Here is a 22861-nt window from a genome sequence, read left to right as displayed (position 1 = left end):
CCGGAAATGCGTTATGCCGGATGCCGGGAGGCCAATGCATCACGCGCTGAAAATGCTCAGTCGCGGCACGGGTATTAGAGAGCCTCAAACGGTGCGCACCGCGCTTCTGTGAAGAAGCGCTGCACTTGCCTGTTCCACGTTCCATCGGGCACGAAAACGCGCAACACGGCGACGCCTTCGCCGATATTCTGCTCGATCAGGATCGAACGCGCATCGGCCTGCGAACCATCCGAGCGCAGACTTGCCATGCCGATGGGATCGGCAAGGATCAGGTCGAGCTTGCGTTCGTTGGAAACGCTGTCGTTGAGGCTGTAGAGATTGTCCCCGTTGGGCGCGTAGATCGACAGCGACCAGTAAGGCACGTTTGCGCCTGTCGTGATGTGCACGGGGCCGTCGGCAAGATCGAAGCGGCAGGTGGCTTCCTGTATCAGCGGGTCGCTGTCGCTGACTGGTCCGGTCTTTTGATCCAGCCGCTGGAAACGGTATGGCTCGCTTCCGGTTTCGATCCGCGACCAGGCATTCTTGTCTGAATAGAAGGGAACGAGGAAAAGAACCGCGATATGGACGATCGCCGCGCCGATGATGCCGAGAAGGACGAGGCGGAAAATTCTAGCCACGGCACGCTCCCGGATTTGCTCCCGCAACGCGTACGAGCCCCGGCATGACCAAGTCGGAAAGACCGGAGGATGATGCCGCAGGCGTGTCATAGAGCGTCATGACGAGAACGAATTCGCCGCCGCCCTCGACGGGAAGCCAGTTGCCGGGCGCGGCATCCGGGCCGATGGTGATCGTGACGCTGCCGTCATCGCCATAAAGCACATCGCGGGAATGCAGCGCTTCCAGCAATCCGTCGCGCGGCGTGATCGGCTCGAGATTGGGCGTGGCCGGATAGACCGTCCAGAAACGGGCGGGCGGGGTCATGCCGCTGAGACGATAGGTGCAGCCGCGCTGCAATGTGCGCCCGCTATTGTCGGTACGCGCATAGAAGGGCAGTCCTTCCGCTGTTCCAAGCGCCAGATAGGCTTTGCGGGCCGCACGGGCCTTAGAATAGGGATCGGCATCCGGCGTGCCAGCCGCCGGATAGGCACTCCAGGCCCCGACGCGGAGCTCACCGAAACCCTCGAACCGGTCGAGCACCTTGTCAACGCTCCAGATGCCGCCGCCGAGCGCCAGCACAAGCACAATCGCCGTGTTGAATATCGTCTTGAACATCGCCCCTCAGAGTACCGATACTTTTGTGCGCCCGGCGATCTTAGGCAGAGGCGGTGCCGCAAGGAAGCGGTCATGCAGTTCCTTGATGACTTTTGTCGACATGGGCGAGAGCACACGCGGCGGCGCGGCCATGACTTCTTCCGGCTTGGCAATGGCCACGTGCGGCTCGCTCTTCTTGGGCGGCGCGGGGAAGGGCGGCGTCACGCCCGGTATGGGCTTCAACTCGATGTTCTGATGCGCATAGGCCATCATCCGCTGCCAGGCCATGGCGGGCAGGACACCGCCGGTCATTTCCTTCATCGGGGTGAAATTGTCGTTGCCGAACCACACCGCCGCGGTGAAATTGCCGGTGAAACCGACAAACCATGCGTCGCGATAATTCTGCGTCGTGCCGGTCTTGCCGCCAACGCGCGTCGTTGGCAACGCGGCGCGGCGTCCGGTGCCGCGTTCGGGCACCTGCACGAGCATGGAGTTCATCTCGAGCGCCGCTTTCTCCGACAACGCCCTGTGCGGCTTCGGTGCATCGCGACCGAAATCCCACAACACCTTGCCGTCCGATGAAACGATCTGCGTGAAGGCGTGGCGGTTACCGGCCATGCCCGCATTTGGAAACACGTTGAAGCCGGTAGCCTGATCCATCACCGTCATTTCCGATGTGCCGAGCACCATTGTCTTGTGCGACGAGATTGGCGATTCCACGCCCATGGCCCTGGTCAGCGCGACGATGGGGGCCGTGGTCAGATAATCGCGCGCCAGCCGCACCGGCACGCTGTTCAGCGAACGGACAAGCGCGGTGGTCAAGTCGACGCGGCCTGCAAAGCTGCGGCCATAATTGCGGGGCGACCAGTTGCCCCAGCTGATTGGCGCGTCCGAGACTATGGTGCTGGGCGTCAGGCCCTTTTCCATCGCCGCCGCATAGACATAGGGCTTGAAGGACGAACCGGCCTGCCGCAATGCCTTGGTGGCGCGGTTGAACTGGCTTTCGCCATAGTCCCGCCCTCCGACCAGTGCGCGCACGGAGCCATCATTGGCGATCACAACGGTCGCCGCTTCAGAGGCATTATAATCCTTGCCGAACTGGCGCAGGTGATATTCGAGCGATTCCTCCGCCGCCTTTTGGATATTGCGGTCCAGCGTCGTGCGCACGATCAGCGTGTGCTGGGGAATATTGGCGGCGACCTTCTTCACCTCCTCGAAAGCCCAGTCGAGGAAATAGTCGGGGCTTTCGTTCTTGGCGCGGTCGATGACGCTTGCTGGATGGCGGCGCGCAACGGCGACTTGCCCTTCGCTCAGGAAACCGCTTTCAACCATATTGGAAAGCACGACATTGGCGCGCGCACGCGCCGCGGGCAGATTGACATGCGGGGCGAATTTGGCCGGCGCCTTGAAAAGCCCGGCCAGCATCGCAGCTTCCGCAAGCGAAATATCCTTCACGTTCTTGCCGAAATAGAATTCCGATGCGGCGGCAATACCGAAGGTTCCGCCGCCCATATAGGCGCGGTCGAGATAAAGCTGCAGGATTTCCTTCTTGCTGAGATTGCTTTCTAGCCAGAGCGCGAGAAAGGCTTCCTTGATCTTGCGCTCGATGGTGCGCTCGTTTGAGAGAAACAGGTTCTTCGCAAGCTGCTGGGTGATGGTCGAGCCGCCCTGGACGACGCCATTGGCGCGCATGTTCTGGCTGAAAGCGCGGGTCAGGCCCCAGAAGTCGATGCCGTAATGATCGAAAAAGCGCCTGTCCTCGGTGCCGAGCACGGCCTTGATGACATGGTCCGGCAATTCATCGATAGGCACGGCCTGACGATGCAGGATGCCGCGCTGGCCGATCTCATTGCCATAGCGATCAAGGAAGGTGACGGCATAATCGTCCTGCGCGCGCCAGTCCTTCTTGGTCTCCTCGAAGGCTGGCAGGGCCAGCACCAGCATCAGCACTGCTCCGGCGACACCGAGCGTAAATCCCTCGTCGAGAACCTCGACGACGAAACGCCGGAAACCGCGCACACGAAAACGCCGGGAGAAGATGGTGATGTTTTCCCACCACTCGCCGAGGTTGTGGCGCAGGCTGTAGAGGGTCGAATCGATCCACGCGTCGAGCCCGATCAGGCGCGAAACCCTGAACGGTTTGCGCTTCTCGCTTCCCGGTTCTTTTTCTGCTGTCTTACGCATTCACTAACTTCGGCACGGTTGGTTGTCGCAGACAGGTGGAGTGTCCATCATAGCAGAAAAATAAGCCACAGCTCATGTGAAATGGTTAAGGCCTTGGCAGCTTTTTATGGATAGGAACAAAATCAAATTATAGGAAAATAGTCCTTGACGGCGTAACGGTGCTTTGCTAGGTTTTGTCTACGGTCGACAAAGTGTGACTGTCGCCGGTCCCTGCTTTATACCCCCGGCAGATACCGGTGTGCATAACCCTGAGAGGCTATAGCGGCTTTTCAGGGTTATGTCTTTTAGACGGTTGTAAAAATTGTGAGGATACACCCTAAAATTGTGGATAAGTTAGCACCTGGCAAAGCACGCCTTCGTTTGGCGCCAATTGCAGGTTGCGCACGGCATCGACCCCGCGGATATCGCGCTATTACTGTCTGTTCCGGTAAGCCAGTATCTCAACCGTCTCAATCGCCTCAATCTGGACTGTTCATCCGCTGTGGCCGATTCGCAGGTGAAGACACGCGATGCAATCCTGGCGCGATTGCAGGCTGAACTTGAACGGCTGCTCGACGGCGAGGATTTGCCGGACAAGAGCAAGTCTGAAGCGCTGATGGCGCTAGCGCGGGCCGTCAAATCTGTTGGCGAACTGACCGCCGAGGACAAGTCGGCCGGGCCGTCTGGGCCGTTGTTCGCCGGTCGCACGGCCGCTTCGCTGAGCGACACGCGCAGGGCGCTGATGCGTATAAGCAGGAGGATAAACGAACTTGCAAGAGTCGGGCGCGGGAGATCCTGGATGGCAGACCTGACGCCGCAGCAAGTGGAAGCAGCGGAGGCGGAATGGCTGTTTCAGGCGCGTGATGCGCAATTGCCGCCCTATGGTGACTGGCGCACCTGGAGGAAACCTGGGACATGCTGCAATTTGACTTGCCTCTGGGCGCTTCTCCAAGACAGCTCGTGACAACGATACCGCGAGCGGTTCCGCTGCTGAAAGCGTTGGTCCGCGATGCCTCCGTTTTGATGACGCCTATGCGCACGGACGAAAACGCCGCCAATCTGGCACAAGGCTTCATGCAGACGATCAGCGACCGCTATGGCGAGATGCGTCTAGGACGGCGGGAACTCGACGGCGCACATTTTCGATGTCTCATTTCTCAGCGACGAAGAAAAAACGCGATGCGGTGGGCTACCAACCGCATTCAGCCAGGAGGTCGTAATGACGAACTTCAACGATGCAGTATTTACCTCGGAGACGACGTGGATATGGTTCGCCAAGATGGTGGGCGCAATGGCAGGTTCAGCCGTATCGCTCGCCTATATGCTGCCGCATGGAAAGCGTGAAGCGGCCATTCGTTTCGCCGTTGGCATCATTTGCGGCCTGGTTTTCGGCGGAGCGGCTAGCGTCAAGATTTCCGAGACCCTTGCTCTCAGCGGATTGCTTGGCCGGGCCGAGTTGATGCTGATGGGATCGGCTGCAGCAAGCCTTACCGCCTGGTCGGCGCTTGGCATCTTCAAGCGCTTTTCTGAACGGCTGAAACAGGCGCCGATCCCTGGAATCCTGCCTGAGGAAAGGGAAAGCAATGGCGATGTATGATATGCGGCTCGAAACGATGCAGCCCGCTCTCGCCATCGAGGATGTGGAGCTGGCCGGTAGCCTTTCCGGCTATGCCAGTGTCTTCGGCCTGCCCGATCTGCGCAACGACGTCGTCGGACGGGGGGCGCTCGCCCGCTCGCTCGCCAAGGCCGCGTGTCGGGCGTGCGGATGCTCTGGCAGCATGATGCGGCGGAGCCAATCCGCGAGTGGACGGCAATCTGCGAGGATGCGCGCGGCCTTTATGTCGAGGGCAGGCTGGCGCGAGCGCGATGCGCTGGAAGGGGAGAGAGACAGGGGCGGGACGCTCGCCTGTCGTGGCGGGAAACAAGCCTCGCCGAGAGCTGGTCCGACGTCGGCATGGTCTGGGGGCGCCTGCTGCGGGCGCCCAATGGAGAAGGGAAGGTGCTCGAGTTTTTGGATGAGGAGGAAATCGGTCTCAATCGCTGGAAACTCACGCGCGCCTTACGCGGGCAATTTGGAACAGAGCGGGCCGCGTCGCTCCTGAAGAATATCGAGACACCTTTCATATGGCTGGACGGTGCGTTTGTGGCTGCCGGTCTGCAAGCGTCGGAAGTCGGATTTGAACTCAATTGGCGTGTCGGTACAATCATCAACTGAGAGGAAAAAATATGAACGCAGATAAATCATGGTGTCTTTCGCGCACGGTCTGGGCTGGTCTCGTCGCGCTTATTCTATCGCTTGCGGGCGTTTTCGGCGTGGCGGCGGATCTTATCGACCAGGGCGCGCTAACGGATGTTTTGCTGCAACTGGCGACCGCAATTGCCGGAATTGTTACGATTATCGGGCGCATGGGGGCAACATCACGCATTTCATAATAACACAAACCGTGATAGTCAGATGCTGATTTTTCCTTTGGGCCCGCAAGAAGTTTGGTTGTTCATGCATCATTCAGCTGTTGGGCGCTATATAAGGCGGCATGATGAAACAGAACCCTGCACTCAAAGTTTTCGCGCTTCTCGCCGTTAGTATTGGCTTGCTGCCGGTCAGTGCCGGTGCCTTGCCGATAACCGCACCGCAGAAGTCCAATCTCATTGTTGCTGCCGCCGGTGATTGCGCTGCGGTCGGCGAACAGGTGGCCGCCCAGCAGGGTGGTCAACTGGCCAAGGCAACTGCCACGACGCAGAATGGCCGCCCCATGTGTGTGGTTGTCGTGCTGGTGCCGGGCCGTGATGGCGAACGTCCGCGCCGCGTTGAAGTGGCTGTTCCCGCTCAATAGGGCGGTTTCGTCAGACTGAATCGTCGAAATCGCTCTGCCAGTTTGTCTTGACGCGCATCCTCCTAAAACCGCTTCGCTTTTTCGGGATGCGCTCAATGACAACGGCTTTCACCGCCGTTCGGTAATGGATTGAGGGAGAATGTCCGCTTGCGTATCCTGATCGTTGAAGACGACAAGGACCTGAATCGGCAGCTTGCGGAAGCAATGGCTACTGCCGGTTATGTGGTCGACCGCGCCTATGACGGCGAAGAAGGCCATCATCTGGGCGACACCGAGCCTTATGACGCGGTCGTGCTCGATATCGGCCTGCCGCGCATGGACGGCATCAGCGTCGTGGAGCGCTGGCGGCGCAGTGGCCGCGCCATGCCCGTTCTCATGCTCACCGCCCGTGATCGCTGGAGCGACAAGGTTGCCGGCATCGATGCTGGCGCCGATGACTATGTTGCCAAGCCTTTCCATATCGAGGAAGTGCTGGCGCGGCTGCGCGCGTTGATCCGCCGTGCGGCTGGCCATGCGTCGTCTGAGCTTGTCTGCGGGCCGCTTTATCTCGATACGAAAACATCGAAGGCCAGCATCAACGGCGTCGCGCTCAAGCTGACCTCGCATGAATACCGGCTTCTGTCCTATCTTATGCACCATATGGATGAAGTGGTGTCACGCACCGAACTGGTGGAGCACCTTTACGATCAGGATTTCGACCGCGATTCCAACACGATCGAAGTCTTTGTCGGTCGTCTGCGCAAGAAGATGGGCGTGGACTTGATTGAGACCGTGCGCGGCATGGGCTACCGCATCCGTTCGGAAGGCGGGGGCGAAACGAAAGGCAACGACAGCTGAAGCTTCTTCGCGTCTTTCCTCCGCTGCGTTCGCTCGCGGTCCGCGTCGTCACCCTCTCAACGATCTGGGTCATCGTGGCCCTTGTGGTGGTCGCGACCTTTATCGGCTCTCTATACGGCGAAGCTGCGCGCAGCAACTTCGAGCGGCTCCTGACCGCCCATCTGTTCAGCCTTGTCGGCGCCGTCAGTACGTCGGGCGAAGGCTTCTTGCAGGGGCGGCCCGAACTGGGAGAACTGCGCTATTCCAGCCCGCTCTCCGGCTGGTACTGGTCCGTCGACCCCGTCACGCCGAACCTGTCCGGAAAACTGCAGTCACCTTCGCTGCTTGGTCGCATCGTGCCGGAAATGCCGGTCTCGCAGGCCCCGTTCGACAGTTCCTTCATGCGCAGCTACACCTTGCCCGGTCTCCATGGCGAGGAACTTTTCATCGTTGAAACCGAAGTGGTTCTGGACGCCGCCAATCGGGTTGCGCGTTTTCGCGTGATGGGCAATCTCAGCGAAGTCCTCAAGGAAATATCCGATTTCAGAACCAGCCTCGCGACCTATCTGGCGATCTTCGGCATCGGAAGCATTCTCATCAACGCAGCCGTGATCCTGTTCGGACTGCGCCCGCTCGACAAGGTGCGCCAGTCGCTGGCCGACATTCGCGAGGGGCGTTCGTCAAAGCTCGACACGTCGCTGCCTGTCGAGATCGCGCCGCTCGCCAGTGAAATGAATGCGCTGATCGAAAACAACCGCCGCATCATGGAACGGTCTCGTACACAGGTCGGCAATCTCGCCCATTCTCTCAAGACGCCGCTTTCGGTGCTGGTCAATGAAGCACGAAGCATGGGCGGCGAACATGGGCGCATAGTCCAGGAACAAAGTGAGGCGATGCAGGTGCAGATACAGCATTATCTGCAACGCGCACGCATTGCCGCGCAGCGCGACAGCGTTGTTTTCCGCACGCCTGTGCCCCCGGTTCTCGAGCGCATGCAGCGGGTGACGGCTAAGCTCAACCCGTCTTTCAAGGTCACGTTCCGCAACGATTTGCCTGACGCGGTCTTCGCAGGGGAACGGGAGGATCTGGAAGAAATCGTCGGCAACCTGCTTGAGAATGCAGGCAAATGGGGCCGCAAACGCATCAATATCAGGCTTTCCCCCGTTTCCGGCGAGCAACGCCGGTTCGAAATCCTGATCGAAGACGACGGGCCGGGGCTGGCATCGGACAAGATCGAGGCGGCGCTGAAACGTGGCAGCCGCGTCGACGAAACGAAACCGGGAACCGGGTTGGGACTGGCGATCGTACAGGATACCGTCCGCGAATATGGGGGCGGCTTGCATCTGGGCAAGAGTTCGTTCGGCGGACTGGGAGTCCGTGTCCTGTTGCCCCTGACAGAAGATTGACGGTTGTTTTTAGCTGAAAGCGAACTAGAAGATAAATTGAAAAGCCGCATGCCGTTATAGTATGCGTGCTAATTGTTCATGAAGGCTGGTTGTTATGGTAATGGTATCCAGGTTGTCTTCTCACCGGGTTTCAGTTGCTTCGACGATGTTTGCCGTGGCGCTTGCATTGTCAGCTTGTGGCACGACCACTGGCAAGGGGATCGGGCTTGGCTCGCTAGGCGGCGGCTCTGCGGCGCAGAAGCCGGAAACCAGCCTGTTGACGCCGCTCGGCAATGGTCTTCTCGGCAGTTCGGCCAACCAGCTGAATGCAGCCGACCGAAAGAAGGCGCTCGAGGCCGAATATCGCGCGCTCGAATATTCGCCCGCGGGCAAGGTTGTATCCTGGAGCGGCAGCGGATCGAATTCCGGCGATGTGACAGCGGCGCAGCCTTATCAGGTCGGCTCCCAGAATTGCCGCCAGTATTCGCACAGCTTCACCATCGGCGGATCGCAGCAGACTTCGCGCGGAACTGCATGTCGCAATCCGGATGGCAGCTGGACGCCATTGACCTGACATCCTTTGCGGCGAATTGCCCTAGGCAGCAACTTACTGCAGGTAGTGGTTGGTTTTTCCCTTGGCTGCGCTTAAGTCGTAGCCATGGGATTCTGGCTTATTGCAGCATTACTGACATTGGCAGCCACTCTGGTTGTTTTGTTGCCTCTCACGCGGCGCAAGCAGGCGTTCTTGCCCGCTGAAAAGAACGACCTCGAGGTCTATCGGGACCAATTGCGCGAGGTCGAAGCCGACGCTGCCCGAGGCATGATCGACCCGCAAAGCGCCGAACAGGCGCGCATCGAAATTTCACGTCGCATTTTGAACGCCGAAAAGTCAGCAAGGGAAGCTGCCGAAGCCGCAGGCAAGACGGCACCGGGCCGGTTGCTCGCTTTTCTTGCGGTGCTTGCAGTGCCGCTGGTCGCCTGGGGCGTCTACCCGCTGTTCGGAAAGCCGGACATGCCGTCCATGCCGCTCGCCGAGCGGCTTTCGGCAAGCGCGGATCGTGGCTCTGTCGATGAGCTGGTAGCGCGTGCCGAAGCGCATCTGGCACAAAATCCCGACGATGTGCGTGGATGGGATGTGCTGGCGCCGATTTACTTGCGGCTTGGCCGCGCTGCCGATGCCGTCAATGCATATCGCAGCTCCATTCGTATCGCGGGTGAGAATTTCCCGCGCGTTCTGGGGCTGGGTGAAGCACTGGCAACCGCTTCAGCCGGCACCGTTACCGCCGAGGCCGAAGGTTTCTTCAGGAAGGCTGCCGATCTCGAACCGAATGATGTGCGCCCGCAATTCTATCTCGCGCAGGGTGAGATGCAGGATGGTCGCATGGATCTGGCGGCCAACCGCCTGCAGGCGTTCCTCGACAAAGCCCCCGCCGACGCGCCGTGGCGCGGCCAGATTGAACAGGCCATCGCCCGGCTTCGCGATCCCGCTGCCGTTCAGCAGCAGCCGAAGGGGCCAACGGCTGACGATGTCGATGCCGCTTCGTCGATGAGCCCCGAAGACCGGCAGGCGATGATCGAAGGCATGGTTCAACGTCTCGACGAAAGTCTTCGCCAGAATAGCGGGGATGTCGAAGGCTGGAAGCGCCTTGTGCGCTCCTATATGATCCTCAATCGCCGCGATGCAGCACTTGACGCTCTCAATCGCGGAATGACAGCCCTTGAAGGCGAAAGCCGGTCGAACCTTGAGAGTTTCGCAGCCGGGCTTGGACTAGATATAAAGGCAGGGAACGCACAAAAATGAGCGCGACCGCAGACGACAACGCACGCAAAAGCAAACCGGCGGCCAATTTCGCCCGTACCGTAAGCCAGAGAAAGCGCAAGCGCCTGTTCCTGATCGGCGGTGCGCTGGCAGTTCTGGCCGTCGCGGTCGGGCTGATGCTGATGGCTTTCAGTCAGGACATTCGCTTCTTCCGCACACCAGCCGACCTGACGGAACAGGACATGGCCTCGGGCTCGCGGTTCCGTCTCGGCGGTCTCGTCGAGGAAGGGTCGGTCAGCCGCGAGGGCAGCGAACTGCGTTTCACGGTGACCGATACGATCAAGACCGTGAAGGTCGTGTTCGAGGGCATTCCGCCTGATCTCTTCCGCGAAGGGCAGGGCGTCGTCGCCGAAGGGCGTTTCGGTGATGGCGGGGTTTTCCGCGCCGACAACGTGTTGGCGAAGCACGACGAAAATTACATTCCTAAGGACCTTGTCGACAGCCTGAAGGAAAAGGGTGTCTGGGAAGGCAAGTAACAGTTGGGGCAGTCCAACCGGCGATGTCCGGTTGCGTGCCTGATGGAGACTGCAGATGAGCGTCGAGATAGGCCATTTTGCTCTGGTTTTGGCACTGGCATTGTCGATTGTCCAATCGATCGTGCCGGTGGTCGGCGCGCATCGTCGCGACACACAGCTCATGTCAGTCGCGGCGCCGACGGCAATTGCAGTCTTTGCGCTGATCTGCCTTGCATCCGCCGTGCTTGTCCATGCCTATGTCGTGTCGGATTTCTCGGTCCTGAATGTTGTCGAGAATTCTCACTCGCAAAAGCCGCTTCTCTACAAGATCACTGGCGTCTGGGGTAATCACGAAGGCTCCATGCTGCTGTGGGTGTTCATTCTCACCTTCTTCAGTGCGCTGGTCGCGGCTTTTTCCGGCAACCTGCCGGAAACGCTGCGCGCCAATGTCCTCGCCGTGCAAGGCTGGATCGGGGTGGCGTTTCTGGCGTTCATCGTCTTCACCTCCAATCCTTTTACCCGCATTTTTCCGGCTCCGATGGAGGGCGGTGATCTCAATCCGATCCTTCAGGATATCGGCCTCGCGATCCACCCGCCGCTGCTCTATCTCGGCTATGTCGGTTTTTCGGTCTGCTTCTCCTTTGCAGTGGCGGCATTGATCGAAGGGCGTCTCGATGCTGCATGGGCGCGCTGGGTGCGTCCGTGGGCGCTTGTCGCATGGATGTTCCTGACCGGCGGCATCGCCATGGGTTCCTACTGGGCCTATTACGAGCTTGGCTGGGGCGGCTGGTGGTTCTGGGACCCGGTTGAAAATGCATCCTTCATGCCTTGGCTGGTCGGCACCGCACTGCTCCATTCAGCACTCGTCATGGAAAAGCGCTCGGCGCTGAAAATCTGGACCGTGCTGCTGGCGATCCTCACCTTTTCGCTGTCGCTGCTCGGTACGTTCCTTGTCCGCTCCGGCGTTCTGACTTCGGTTCACAGCTTCGCCACCGATCCGGGGCGCGGCCTTTTCATTCTGGCTATCCTTGCCATCTTCATTGGTGGTTCGCTGTCGCTTTTCGCGCTTCGGGTGCAGAGCCTGACGGCAGGCGGCATCTTCCACCCGATTTCGCGCGAAGGCGCGCTGGTCTTCAACAATCTGTTTTTGACGACCGCCGCTGCGACCGTGCTGATCGGCACGCTCTATCCGCTGCTGCTGGAAGTGATGACCGGCGACAAGATTTCCGTTGGCGCACCGTTCTTCAACATGACGTTCGGCCCGCTGATGATCCCGCTTCTGTTCGCGGTGCCCTTCGGCCCGCTGCTCGCTTGGAAACGCGGCGATCTTTACGGCGTCTCGCAGCGGCTGATGACGGCTTTCGCGCTCTCGCTCGTGGCTGCGGCAATCGTCCTGTGGAGCACATCGGCGAAATCGGTTCTCGCCGCCTGCGGGATCGGGCTTGCGGCATGGCTGATTTTCGGCAGCCTGACGGACCTCGTTCTCAAGGCTGGCATAGGCAAGGTCTCCGCAAGCAAGGCGTTTGCGCGCTTCAAGGGTTTGCCGCGCTCGGTTTTCGGTACCGCACTTGCCCATATCGGGCTCGGCGTGACACTACTGGGCATCGTGAGCGTCACCACCTTCGGCACGGAAAATGTGCTGATCATGCGTCCGGGCGATACAGCCAGGGTGCAGGATTATACGCTGCGCTTTGAAGGCCTGCGCCCGCTGACTGGCTCCAACTTCACCGAAAATCGCGGTACTTTCACGCTGCTCGATTCCAGCTCGCGCAGCCTTGGACAGATCGAACCCTCCAAGCGGTTCTTCCCGGCTCGCCAGATGCCGACAACTGAATCGGGCATCAAGACGCTATGGTTCAGTCAGGTCTATGTCGCGCTTGGCGACGAACCGGGAGACGGATCGGTCGTCGTCCGTATCTGGTGGAAGCCGGACGTGACACTGATATGGTACGGGGCTCTCGTCATGATGGTGGGTGCACTGTTTTCTCTGGCTGACCGGCGCCTGCGGGTGGGTGCGCCTTCGCGCAGCCGCAAATCGGCTCGCCAAGAGGCGGAGGCCGCAGCATGAAAACGCGCTCGGCATTTGCGGCACTTCTGCTTGGCGCAGCCCTGGCCTTTCAGGGAACGGCAGCGCTCGCCGTCAATCCGGACGAGGTTCTCTCCGATCCAGTGCTTGAAAAGCGCGCCCGCACCATTTCCGGTGAACTGCGCTGCATGGTTTGCCAGAATGAATCCATCGACGATTCCAATGCCGAGCTTGCCCGCGATCTCCGCATTCTTGTCCGTGACCGGCTGAAAGAAGGCGATAGTGACGAACAGGTGATGGACTTCATCGTCGACCGTTACGGAGAGTTCGTGCTGTTGAAGCCGCGTCTCAACGCGCGCACCATACTCCTGTGGGGATTTCCGGTCGTCATATTGCTGATCGGTGCTGTAGCGCTGGTTTTCGCCTTTCGCGGACGCAGGCGGGTGGGAGAGGCGCCCCAGCCGCTTACCGAAAGCGAAAAGGCAGAACTCTCGCGCCTGCTGGACGGAAAATAGGCGCCGGTCGCCGGCATTTGTTGTTCGTAACCTTACGAAACTTTCATGTGGTGGAAACGGAGCGGTAAGGTAGCCCTGACTATCTTACGCTCTATAAAGGTTTCACAGGTCCACGTTTCCTGAATGATCAGGACCGCGGCCGGATTACTGCTCGTAAGGAGAAATAGATGTCCAGAGCCAGGATTTCCAACTATCGCAAGGGCGTTGCCGCGATTGCATTGTCGGCCGTTCTCGCCGGTGGTTTTGTCGCGACCGGTCCTATCGGCGCGCTCAATGACGCCCGTGCGGATGCCGTGCAGGTAACGCCGCCGCCGCAGGCTGCGGGTTTTGCCGATCTCGTTGAGAAGGTTCGTCCGGCTGTTGTCAGCGTCCGCGTCAAGAAGGACGTGCAGCAAACTGCTGATCGTGGCGGCGGCCAGTTCTCCGGCCCTCAGGGCTTCGATCAGCTTCCGGACGACCATCCGCTCAAGCGCTTCTTCCGTGATTTTGGCATGGACCCGCGCGGCGATGCACGTCCCGATGCGCGCCCTGATCGTCGCGGCCCCGGCAAGCGCGGTCCCCGTCCCGGCCACGAACGTCCGGTTGCTCAAGGTTCCGGCTTCTTCATCTCTGAAGACGGTTATGTCGTAACCAACAACCACGTTGTTTCCGACGGCGATGCCTATAGTGTGGTCATGGACGACGGCACGGAACTCGACGCCAAGCTGATCGGCACCGACCCGCGCACCGATCTGGCCGTGCTGAAGGTCAACGATCCGAAGCAGAAGTTTACCTATGTCGCGTTCGGCGACGATAACAAGATCCGCGTGGGTGACTGGGTCGTGGCTGTCGGTAATCCGTTCGGTCTCGGCGGTACGGTGACCTCCGGTATCGTGTCGGCCCGTGGCCGTGATATCGGCGCTGGTCCTTACGACGACTTCATCCAGATCGACGCGGCCGTGAACAAGGGCAACTCCGGTGGTCCCGCCTTCAACCTGTCGGGTCAGGTCATCGGTATCAACACCGCCATCTTCTCGCCTTCGGGCGGCAGCGTGGGCATTGCCTTTGCAATCCCGGCCTCGACCGCAAAGCAGGTCGTTGACCAGCTCATCAAGAAGGGCTCGGTGGAACGTGGCTGGATTGGCGTACAGATCCAGCCGGTGACGAAGGATATCGCGGCTTCGCTCGGCCTTGCCGAAGAGAAGGGCGCACTGGTCGCTTCGCCGCAGAAGGATGGTCCGGCTGCCAAGGCTGGCATCCAGTCCGGCGACGTGATCACGGCAGTCAACGGCGAAACCGTGCAGGACACTCGTGATCTGGCACGCAAGGTTGCGGGCGTTGCTCCCGGTGAAAAGGCGGCTCTGACCGTCTGGCGCAAGAACAAGGCCGAGGAAATCAGCGTCACCATCGAAGCGATGCCTGGCGATATGGGCAAGTCGGCCAACCCTTCGACCGACAATGGCGGCGGCCAGAACGAGACCCTCGACTCCTATGGCCTCACCGTGACCCCGTCCGAAGACGGTAACGGAGTGGTGGTAACCGATGTCGATCCCGACAGCGATGCCTCCGACCGCGGTATCCGTTCCGGCGACATCATCGTCAGTGTCAACAACCAGACGGTGAAGAGCGCCAAGGACATCAACAACGCCATCAGCGAAGCCGAAAAGTCGGGTCGCAAGGCAGTGTTGCTGCAATTGCAGAGCAACGACCAGAGCCGCTTCGTGGCCCTGCCGATCGATCAGGGATGATGACCGGCTGCTCAAGGCTCTGAGAAATTCGATGCCAGGCGGTGCACCGCCTGGCATCGCCTTGTCCTCAAACACTATTATAGTAGCGCCATGAAGATTCTCGTTATCGAAGATGACCGCGAAGCGGCCCGCTATCTGGAGAAGGCCTTCACCGAGGCCGGACATTCCGCCGATATCGCCGGTGACGGCGAGACCGGCTATGCGCTGGCCGAAAATGGAAGCTACGATGTTCTCGTAGTCGACCGCATGCTGCCAAAGCGCGACGGCCTGTCCGTGGTGGCAGGTTTGCGCGCCAAGGGCATGGAAACGCCGGTCCTGATCCTTTCCGCGCTGGGCGAAGTGGATGACCGCGTTACCGGCCTGCGCGCCGGCGGCGACGACTATCTGACCAAACCCTATGCATTCTCGGAATTGCTCGCCCGCGTCGAGGTTTTGCAGCGCCGTTCCAGCCCGCGCGAGGCGGATACGATCTATCGTGTCGGCGATCTGGAGCTTGACCGGCTTGCGCACACTGCACGCCGACAGGATGTCGACATCACCCTCCAGCCCCGCGAATTCCGCCTGCTCGAATATCTGATGCGCCACGCCGGACAGGTCGTGACGCGCACCATGCTGCTCGAAAATGTCTGGGATTACCACTTCGACCCGCAGACCAATGTGATCGACGTGCATATCTCGCGTTTGCGTTCGAAGATCGAGAAGGGCTTTGACGTTCCTTTGCTTCATACGGTGCGCGGCGCTGGATACATGCTGAAGGCTGGCAAATCGAAACAGTCCACAGCCGCCAAGGTGGATTGAGCATGTCTCCCAAAAGTGAGAACCGGTTTTGGGATAAAGACATGCTTAAAAACAAAGGAAAGCGCGTTTCCTATGATTCAGTTTAAACAAGAAATGCTCTGATGGGCCGCTTTTCCGCGCTCATGCGCACCACCGCCGTTCGATTGTCGACTCTTTATCTGCTGCTCTTCATTGTGGGTGCGGTGGCGCTGGTCTTCTATATGACCAATCTGTCGGCCTCCATGCTGGCCGCACAGACACAGCAGTCGCTCGGCGAGGAAATAGGCAGCATCGGCAAGAGCTATGCGCGAGGCGGCATTCCGCAGCTTGTGCGGACCATCGACTATCGCTCGCGCCAACCGGGCGCCTACCTCTATCTGGTCGCTGATCCGACTGGCCGCATCCTTGCGGGCAATGTCGAAAGCGTGGAACCCGGTGTTCTGGACACGAATGGCGTTATCGAACGTGATTTTAAATATCGGCGCTACGGCGAGCAGGGCGCCGAGACTGAACACCGCGCCATTGCGGTCGTGATCGCCTTGCCGAACGGCATGCGGCTGCTGGTTGGCCGCGATCTTGGCGAACCGGAACGGTTCCGCGACGTGGTCCGCCGGTCGCTCATGCTGGCGCTGGGCATCATGGGAATCGGGGCGCTGCTGATATGGCTGTTCGTGGGACGGCGCGCCTTGAAGCGCATCGATGAAGTATCGAAGGCCTCACAGCGCATCATGGATGGCGACCTGACGGGCAGGCTTCCGGTCAACGGTTCGGGCGATGAATTCGACCGCCTGTCGGGCAATCTCAATGTCATGCTCGGCAAGATTCTCGAATTGAACGAAGGGCTGAAACAGGTCTCCGACAATATCGCCCATGATCTCAAGACACCGCTCACGCGCCTGCGCAACCGTGCGGAAGAAGCCCTTTCCGGTAAGAAGGCTGGCCCGGAATACCGTGAGGCCTTGGAAGACATCATTGGCGAGTCGGATCAACTGATCCGTACCTTCAACGCAATCCTCATGATCTCGCGGCTTGAAGCGGGCTATTCATCGGAGAGTCTCGAAAACATGCCGGTGGCGCCCATTCTTCGGGACGTGGCCGAAATGTACGAACCGGTCGCCGAAGATGCGGGCGTGAATCTAACGCTTGGGGATCTGGATGAAGTAGCGCTTCACATCAACCGCGAACTGGTCGGGCAGACGATTTCCAATCTCGTTGATAATGCGATCAAATATGCGGGCGGTGATGAGCGGACCGCGACCGTCAGTCTTTCGATGGAACGTGATCCGAACGGGGTCCGCATTATCGTTGCCGATAACGGCCCCGGCATTCCGGAGGAAAAACGAGAACAGGCGACGGAACGTTTTGTTCGCCTTGAGGAAAGCCGCACACAACCCGGCTCTGGACTCGGTTTAAGCCTTGCCAAGGCTGTGATGAAATTGCACGGTGGCGCACTTCGTCTTGAAGGCAACGATCCGGGCCTGCGCGCTGTTCTGGAGTTCCCGTTGCCATCGGAGAAGGTGGAATAACGTGACGTAAGAGGGGATCATGGCGGCAGAAAACGCAAAGGCACAGTTTTTCGACAGAGATATTCGTGCTTTGACGCCGCTTGATCCCGCAAGGGCGGAAGGTTTTTTAGCCGACCTTGCAGCACGCGCCGGAGAAGAGGAGCTTACGGGCGTCGTTGCCTTGCTGCGAAAGGTGGAAGCCGCCCGTTTCCTTTCGGCTGTTCTCGATCTCTCACCGTTCATTCGCGAAGCTCTGACCCGCCATCCGCGCATTCTCGACCGCATCGTCGCAAAAACGCCCGAGGCGGCGTTGCAGGATATTTTGTCGGAAATATCGGCCAGCGCTGCGAGCGACGCCGTGACGGAAGCCTCGCTCATGACAAGCTTGCGCGTTTTGAAACGCGAAGCACATGTCCTGATCGCCCTCTGCGATCTCGCCGGTATCTTCGACACGCAGGCAACGACTGGTTGGCTCACCGATCTGGCTGAAGCCTGCACGGGCGCTGCCGTCCACTTCCTGCTGCTCGATGCGGATAGCGCGGGCAAGATCAAACTTCCTGACCGCAACCATCCCGACAAGGACAGTGGCTGGATCGTGCTTGGCATGGGGAAGTTCGGTGCACGTGAACTCAACTACTCATCCGATATTGATCTTATCGTCTTTATCGACGAGACCAGACCGGCCATCGGCGATCCATATGAATGCGTCGAAACTTTTTCACGGCTGACGCGCCGCCTTGTCCGTATCCTGCAGGACCGGACGGGTGACGGCTATGTCTTCCGTGTCGATCTTCGCCTGCGCCCCGATCCCGGTTCCACGCCGCTGGCCATTCCTGTCGGTGCGGCACTTCACTATTACGAAGGGCGCGGCCAGAACTGGGAACGTGCGGCCATGATCAAGGCGCGGCCTGTTGCCGGTGATCGCGAATCCGGAAAACAGGTGCTGGCGGAACTTTCCCCCTACGTGTGGCGCAAATATCTCGACTATGCGGCCATTGCTGACGTGCATTCTATCAAGCGCCAGATTCATGCCCATAAGGGCCATGGCGATATTGCCGTGCGCGGCCACAATGTGAAGCTTGGACGCGGCGGCATCCGTGAAATCGAATTCTTCGTCCAGACGCAGCAGCTGATCGCTGGCGGGCGCTTTCCTGAATTGCGGGGCAACCAGACGGTGCCGATGCTGGCAAGACTGGCGGAGCGGGGCTGGATCACCGATAAGGCCCGTGATGCTCTGGCGAAGGAATATTATTTCCTGCGCGATGTGGAGCATCGCATCCAGATGATTGCCGACGAACAGACGCACATATTGCCGGAAGACGATGAAGGCTTTGCGCGTGTCGCCCATATGATGGGCTATACCGATCCGGCAGTCTTCGCCGATGCATTTCTTGACGCGCTCAGGATCGTTGAAAAGCACTACGCGGCGCTGTTCGAACAGGCTCCCGAACTTGGAAGCTCATCCGGCAATCTGGTCTTTACCGGCGATGTGGACGATCCGGGTACGCTGGAGACACTCGCCGCTATGGGCTATGAGCGTCCGAGCGATATATGCCGCGTGATCCGTACATGGCACTTCGGGCGTTATCGCGCGACCCAATCTGCCGAAGCGCGTGAGCGTCTGACCGAACTTACGCCAGCCCTGCTCAAGGCTTTTGCCGAGACCAAACGTGCCGACGAGGCGTTGCTCCGTTTTGATGGCTTTCTGAAAGGCCTGCCTGCGGGCATCCAGCTTTTCAGCCTGCTGCAATCCAATCCCCGCCTCCTGAATCTCCTCGTGATGATCATGAGCGCCGCACCCCGGCTTGCTGAAATCATCACGCGAAACCCGCATGTTTTCGACGGTTTGCTTGATCCGGCTATCTTTTCCGAAATGCCCACGCGTGCCTATCTGGAGGAACGCCTTCGCGTGTTTCTGGGGCCTGCGATCGACTATGAGGAAGTGCTGGACCGGTTGCGCATCTTTGCCGCCGAGCACCGCTTCCTGATCGGTATTCGCTTGCTCACCAGCGCCATTGACGGCGTGCGGGCTGGCCGCGCTTTTTCCGATCTGGCAGAACTGATGATCGGAAAGGCTTTCGAGGTTGTCGAGGCTGAACTGGAACGGCGACACGGCAGGGTGAAGGGCGCAAAAGCCGCGCTTCTGGCGATGGGCAAGCTTGGCAGTCGTGAGCTTACCGCTGGTTCCGATGTCGATCTGATCCTGCTTTATGATCACGACAAGGATACGGATGAATCCGACGGCGAAAAGCCGCTGGCACCGTCGCAATATTATATCCGCCTGACGCAGCGGCTCATTGCAGCACTTTCCGCGCCAACGGCGGAAGGGGTGCTTTACGAAGTCGATATGCGGCTGCGCCCTTCCGGCAACAAGGGACCGGTTGCGACCCATATCGAATCCTTTGGTAAATATCAGCGTAGCGAAGCATGGACATGGGAACATATGGCCCTGACCCGCGCGCGCCCGATCCACGGCGACGCGGCCTTTATGGAGCACATCAGGAGCGAGATAGACGAGGTCCTTTCCGCGCAGCGTGATGTAAAGAAGATCGCCAAGGATGTGCGTGAGATGCGCGATCTCATCTATCAGGAAAAACCGCCTGCCGATGATTGGGATTTCAAGCTCAAGCCCGGTGGCATTGTCGATCTGGAGTTCATTGCCCAATTTGCCGTGCTGGCGAACAGGGTTGACCGGAAGCCGCGCCCCCTGGGTACGGAAGAAATTCTTTCAGCGCTCGACCCGTCCTTTGCCGATCCGGCGCTTGCCGACAATCTGGTGAGTGCGCACCGCCTCTATACCAATCTGAGCCAGACGATCCGCCTGTGCCTTGGAAGCGATGCGAAGCGCGAGGAGTTCATTCCGGGCATGATCGATCTGTTATGCCGTGCAGCAGACATGCCCGATATAAAGCGTGTCGAGCATCATCTGGCGGAAGTTGCCACCGACGTGCGGACAAGTTTCGAGAAGCTCTTGAATATCTGATCAAGCCGCGTGAGTTTCTGCGCCATTTCCAACGAGACCGCGCTTGCGGTCAGGAATGCAGACAGAAACCACGGTGCCGACGCCTTCGGTCGAGCGAATGCGAAGCCAGCCGCCGTGAAGTTCGGCCAGAGAGCGGGTGATGGCAAGCCCCAGACCGGAACCGGTGTGGGTCTTGGTGAACTGGTTCTCCACCTGCTCGAAGGGCTGTCCGATCTTCTTGATCGCCGATTTCGGAATGCCGACGCCGGTATCCTGAATGGTCATGAACAGGGCCGAGCCGGTCTTGCGTGCCCGCACTGTGATCTGCCCGCCATAGGACGTGAATTTCACCGCATTGGAAAGAAGATTGATCAGCACCTGCTTGATCGCACGCCGGTCGGCATAAAGCTGCATCGCGTCTTCGATGCGCGTATTGACCGCAATATTCTTCTCATCCGCCTGTAGCGAGATCATGCGCACTGTTTCGTTGATGAGCGGGCAGAGATCGATTTCCTCGCGGTCCAGCGAGAAATGTCCGGCCTCGATCTTCGACATGTCGAGAATGTCATTGATGACGTTGAGCAGGAAGTTGCCGCTCGTATGGATGTCGTTGATATATTCTTCGTAGCGATCGGAGCCGAGCGGGCCGAATGTGCCAGCCTGGATCATTTCCGAGAAACCGATGATCGCGTTGAGCGGCGTGCGCAATTCGTGGGACATATTGGCGAGGAATTCTGACTTGGCACGGTTTGCAGCCTCGGCGCGTTCCTTTTCCTGACCGTATTTGCGCGCAAGCTCGGATAGTTCGCGCACGCGGTCGCGCTCGCCCTTTCGTGCAATCGACAGGTCGTGAATGGTCGCCATCAGGCGGCGTTCGCTATCGACCAGACGTTCCTGATGCAGTTTGAGCTGGGTAATATCCGTGCCGATGGAGACAAGGCCGCCATCCTGCGTGCGCCGTTCGTTGACCTGTAGCCAGCGTCCATCGCTCAACTGCCGTTCAAATGTCTGGCCACCGGCGCGGTTATGCTCATTGGCCATGCGGCGCTCGAAGGTAAAGGGGCGCGTATGGGCGTCGACTTCGTTGCGCGGCACACCGGGTTTCAGCGTCCAGACCGGAAGGCCTGCATATTCGCTGAACTTCGAGTTCGCCATGACGAGGCGATTGTTGGAATCCCACAGGACGAAGGCTTCCGAAATGTTCTCGATGGCTTCGCGGATGCGCATGTCGGCTTCCGCCGTCTGCTGTGCAAAACGGTGCTGTTCGCTGACGTCGAAGGCAATGCCGACCAGATGGAGGTCGCCTTCGCTCGCAATTTCTGCGCGGACACGCATCCACACCCATGAACCATCGGCATGGCGCATGCGGAAGACACGATCGACATGCGAAATATCGCCTGCCGCTGCCTGTTCAGCGATGGAATAGAGGTCGCCGTCTTCCGTATTGATGATTGCCGCCACATCGCCGAATGGCAGCACTGCGTCCTGCGCTTCATAGCCCAGCATTTCATACATCGAGCGCGACCAGTAGATGCGGCCGCGGGCCATGTCCCAATCCCACAACCCGCAACGGCCGCGCGCCAGCGCCAGATCGATACGCCGCTGGATCTGGCCGGAAAGATCGTCGGCCTCGCGAGCGCGCGCCGCCTGGCTGAAATAGGCGTAGAGAATGGCGAACATGACGCCCGTCGTACCGGCAAAGAGTGTCACATTGAGCGACACGGCCCGGCGCCATTCCGCAAAGATCGTGCTTTCCGGTTCCACGGCGATAATGGAATAGGGCAGGGACAGCGGCTTCGACAGGGCGCCGAATGCCGGTTCGGCCTGCAGCGTGACTTTCAGCACACCTGCACGCTCTGCAAACAGGAACAGCGGCTGCGCATCCGACAGGATTGTGTCGACCGGTTTGCCGGAAATATCAGGGCCCGGACCCGATGCCGCCACCACCGACGATTGCCCGTCAATGACGGCAAGCGTCATGCCCGGGGATGACAGCCCGCGAGAGCGAAACTCCGCCATCGTGTCCTGAATGTCTTTCGCGGATAACTGCGCTCCGGCATCGGTGCCATTGGCAGCGCGTTCGACCATTTGTGCAAGATTGGCCGTTGCAGCCGACAGAAATGCCTTGTGCTGCTGCTCGATATCGTCGCGCCACGCCAGCATCGAAAAGACGCGCGCAACGCCGAGAATAATCAGGAAAATGATGATGAGTGCAGGTACGAGACGTCGCAGGATAGGCTCGATCGAGACGAATTTGCCATAGGCCGGACCAGCAAGAAGACTGACATGGCCCGAAAGCTTGCCCTTTCTTCTTTTCCGACCGGATTCGCAATGCGTCCCCGCCGGCGCGCCATACGCGTCGGTGCTCGCCATATAATGGTCCCTCGTGAATTCCCTGCGAGTGAAGTGATTCGGAATACGCCACCTCCGAATGACATCAATGAATCAAAAGTGATTCGCGCTGTCCAGCGAATTCGTTAACGAGGCGTAAAAATCGGGAATTTCATCGGCCAATTTATTCATGAATCTCAAGCTGTTAAGTGGAATCTGCGTGGCATTTGATTCGGCTAAACGCATGAAAAGACTCATGAAAGCTGACTGCCTCGCCTCCTTTGCCCTGGTCCGCATGAAAAGCCCCGTTCCGGTAGCATATCAGCAACCGGAACGGGCGAATCATCACGACGGC

General features: G+C 59.3%; 19 protein-coding genes and 2 pseudogenes. 17 read left to right on the top strand and 4 right to left on the bottom strand.

What is annotated here, in order from left to right; genetic code table 11:
• Window positions 1-74 precede the first annotated feature (74 nt).
• From JNC63_RS20455 to JNC63_RS20445, 3 genes are read right to left on the bottom strand one after another with little or no spacing between them, the layout of a single operon-like run.
• Window positions 75-617, bottom strand: a complete 543-nt coding sequence (locus JNC63_RS20455) for a DUF1254 domain-containing protein (RefSeq protein WP_006472703.1) — start codon at window positions 615-617, stop codon at window positions 75-77.
• Window positions 610-1212 carry a DUF1214 domain-containing protein gene (locus tag JNC63_RS20450; RefSeq protein WP_006472702.1) on the bottom strand — a complete coding sequence of 201 codons (603 nt, stop codon included), beginning with the start codon at window positions 1210-1212 and terminating at the stop codon, window positions 610-612. The genes JNC63_RS20455 and JNC63_RS20450 overlap by 8 nt, the downstream gene beginning before the upstream one ends.
• Window positions 1213-1218: 6 nt before the next feature.
• Complete coding sequence (locus JNC63_RS20445; RefSeq protein ID WP_021587911.1) at window positions 1219-3375, bottom strand: penicillin-binding protein 1A; 2157 nt, start codon at window positions 3373-3375, stop codon at window positions 1219-1221.
• A gap of 370 nt (window positions 3376-3745) precedes the next feature.
• On the opposite strand from JNC63_RS20445, the gene JNC63_RS20440 reads away from it, so the two are divergent.
• From JNC63_RS20440 to JNC63_RS20355, 17 genes and pseudogenes are all read left to right on the top strand, one after another.
• Complete coding sequence (locus tag JNC63_RS20440; protein ID WP_006472700.1) at window positions 3746-4318, top strand: hypothetical protein; 573 nt, start codon at window positions 3746-3748, stop codon at window positions 4316-4318.
• Window positions 4255-4560 (top strand): annotated as a pseudogene (locus JNC63_RS20435) (DNA-packaging protein); the annotation flags it as partial. The gene JNC63_RS20440 and the pseudogene JNC63_RS20435, both read left to right, overlap by 64 nt.
• A 13-nt stretch (window positions 4561-4573) precedes the next feature.
• A complete protein-coding gene (locus JNC63_RS20430; protein ID WP_006472699.1) occupies window positions 4574-4951 on the top strand; it encodes a DUF6107 family protein in 378 nt (125 codons plus the stop codon).
• A pseudogene (locus tag JNC63_RS20425) lies at window positions 4938-5296 on the top strand (HK97 family phage prohead protease); the annotation flags it as partial. The gene JNC63_RS20430 and the pseudogene JNC63_RS20425, both read left to right, overlap by 14 nt.
• A gap of 284 nt (window positions 5297-5580) precedes the next feature.
• Complete coding sequence (locus JNC63_RS20415; RefSeq protein ID WP_006472697.1) at window positions 5581-5787, top strand: hypothetical protein; 207 nt, start codon at window positions 5581-5583, stop codon at window positions 5785-5787.
• A gap of 104 nt (window positions 5788-5891) precedes the next feature.
• Entirely contained in the window at window positions 5892-6188 is a 297-nt protein-coding gene (locus JNC63_RS20410) for a hypothetical protein (RefSeq protein WP_006472696.1), read from the top strand.
• A 147-nt stretch (window positions 6189-6335) separates the two neighbouring features.
• Window positions 6336-7025 carry a response regulator transcription factor gene (locus tag JNC63_RS20405; protein ID WP_006472695.1) on the top strand — a complete coding sequence of 230 codons (690 nt, stop codon included), beginning with the start codon at window positions 6336-6338 and terminating at the stop codon, window positions 7023-7025.
• Window positions 7026-7099: 74 nt separating this feature from the next.
• Entirely contained in the window at window positions 7100-8410 is a 1311-nt protein-coding gene (locus JNC63_RS20400; protein WP_113464557.1) for an ATP-binding protein, read from the top strand.
• Between the two features lie 94 nt (window positions 8411-8504).
• Window positions 8505-8963, top strand: a complete 459-nt coding sequence (locus JNC63_RS20395) for an RT0821/Lpp0805 family surface protein (protein WP_138725297.1) — start codon at window positions 8505-8507, stop codon at window positions 8961-8963.
• An 84-nt stretch (window positions 8964-9047) separates the two neighbouring features.
• On the top strand, window positions 9048-10190 hold the full coding sequence (gene ccmI, locus JNC63_RS20390; protein ID WP_138725298.1) for a c-type cytochrome biogenesis protein CcmI: 1143 nt from the start codon (window positions 9048-9050) through the stop codon (window positions 10188-10190).
• Entirely contained in the window at window positions 10187-10684 is a 498-nt protein-coding gene (ccmE, locus tag JNC63_RS20385) for a cytochrome c maturation protein CcmE (protein WP_138725299.1), read from the top strand. The genes ccmI and ccmE overlap by 4 nt, the downstream gene beginning before the upstream one ends.
• A gap of 55 nt (window positions 10685-10739) precedes the next feature.
• The gene (locus tag JNC63_RS20380) at window positions 10740-12731 is read left to right on the top strand and encodes a heme lyase CcmF/NrfE family subunit (RefSeq protein WP_374846724.1); all 1992 of its coding nucleotides are present in this window, start codon (window positions 10740-10742) and stop codon (window positions 12729-12731) included.
• On the top strand, window positions 12728-13204 hold the full coding sequence (locus tag JNC63_RS20375; protein WP_121995833.1) for a cytochrome c-type biogenesis protein: 477 nt from the start codon (window positions 12728-12730) through the stop codon (window positions 13202-13204). The genes JNC63_RS20380 and JNC63_RS20375 overlap by 4 nt, the downstream gene beginning before the upstream one ends.
• A gap of 167 nt (window positions 13205-13371) precedes the next feature.
• On the top strand, window positions 13372-14931 hold the full coding sequence (locus tag JNC63_RS20370; RefSeq protein WP_113464561.1) for a Do family serine endopeptidase: 1560 nt from the start codon (window positions 13372-13374) through the stop codon (window positions 14929-14931).
• Between the two features lie 90 nt (window positions 14932-15021).
• On the top strand, window positions 15022-15729 hold the full coding sequence (locus JNC63_RS20365) for a response regulator transcription factor (protein ID WP_021587901.1): 708 nt from the start codon (window positions 15022-15024) through the stop codon (window positions 15727-15729).
• 98 nt (window positions 15730-15827) lie between these two features.
• Window positions 15828-17234, top strand: coding sequence for a sensor histidine kinase (locus JNC63_RS20360; RefSeq protein WP_374846728.1), 1407 nt, complete (start codon window positions 15828-15830; stop codon window positions 17232-17234).
• 19 nt (window positions 17235-17253) lie between these two features.
• On the top strand, window positions 17254-20196 hold the full coding sequence (locus tag JNC63_RS20355) for a bifunctional [glutamine synthetase] adenylyltransferase/[glutamine synthetase]-adenylyl-L-tyrosine phosphorylase (protein WP_374846722.1): 2943 nt from the start codon (window positions 17254-17256) through the stop codon (window positions 20194-20196).
• On the opposite strand, the gene JNC63_RS20350 is transcribed toward JNC63_RS20355, so the two are convergent.
• Window positions 20197-22548: a PAS domain-containing sensor histidine kinase gene (locus JNC63_RS20350; protein WP_374846721.1), complete on the bottom strand. Its 2352-nt coding sequence runs from the start codon at window positions 22546-22548 to the stop codon at window positions 20197-20199.
• Window positions 22549-22861 lie beyond the last annotated feature (313 nt).

The organism is Brucella ciceri, from assembly GCF_041930145.1.
Taxonomy (GTDB): Bacteria; Pseudomonadota; Alphaproteobacteria; order Rhizobiales; family Rhizobiaceae; genus Brucella; species Brucella intermedia.
Note: the sequence above shows the minus strand (reverse complement) of the source record. Positions and strands in the feature narration are given on the sequence as shown.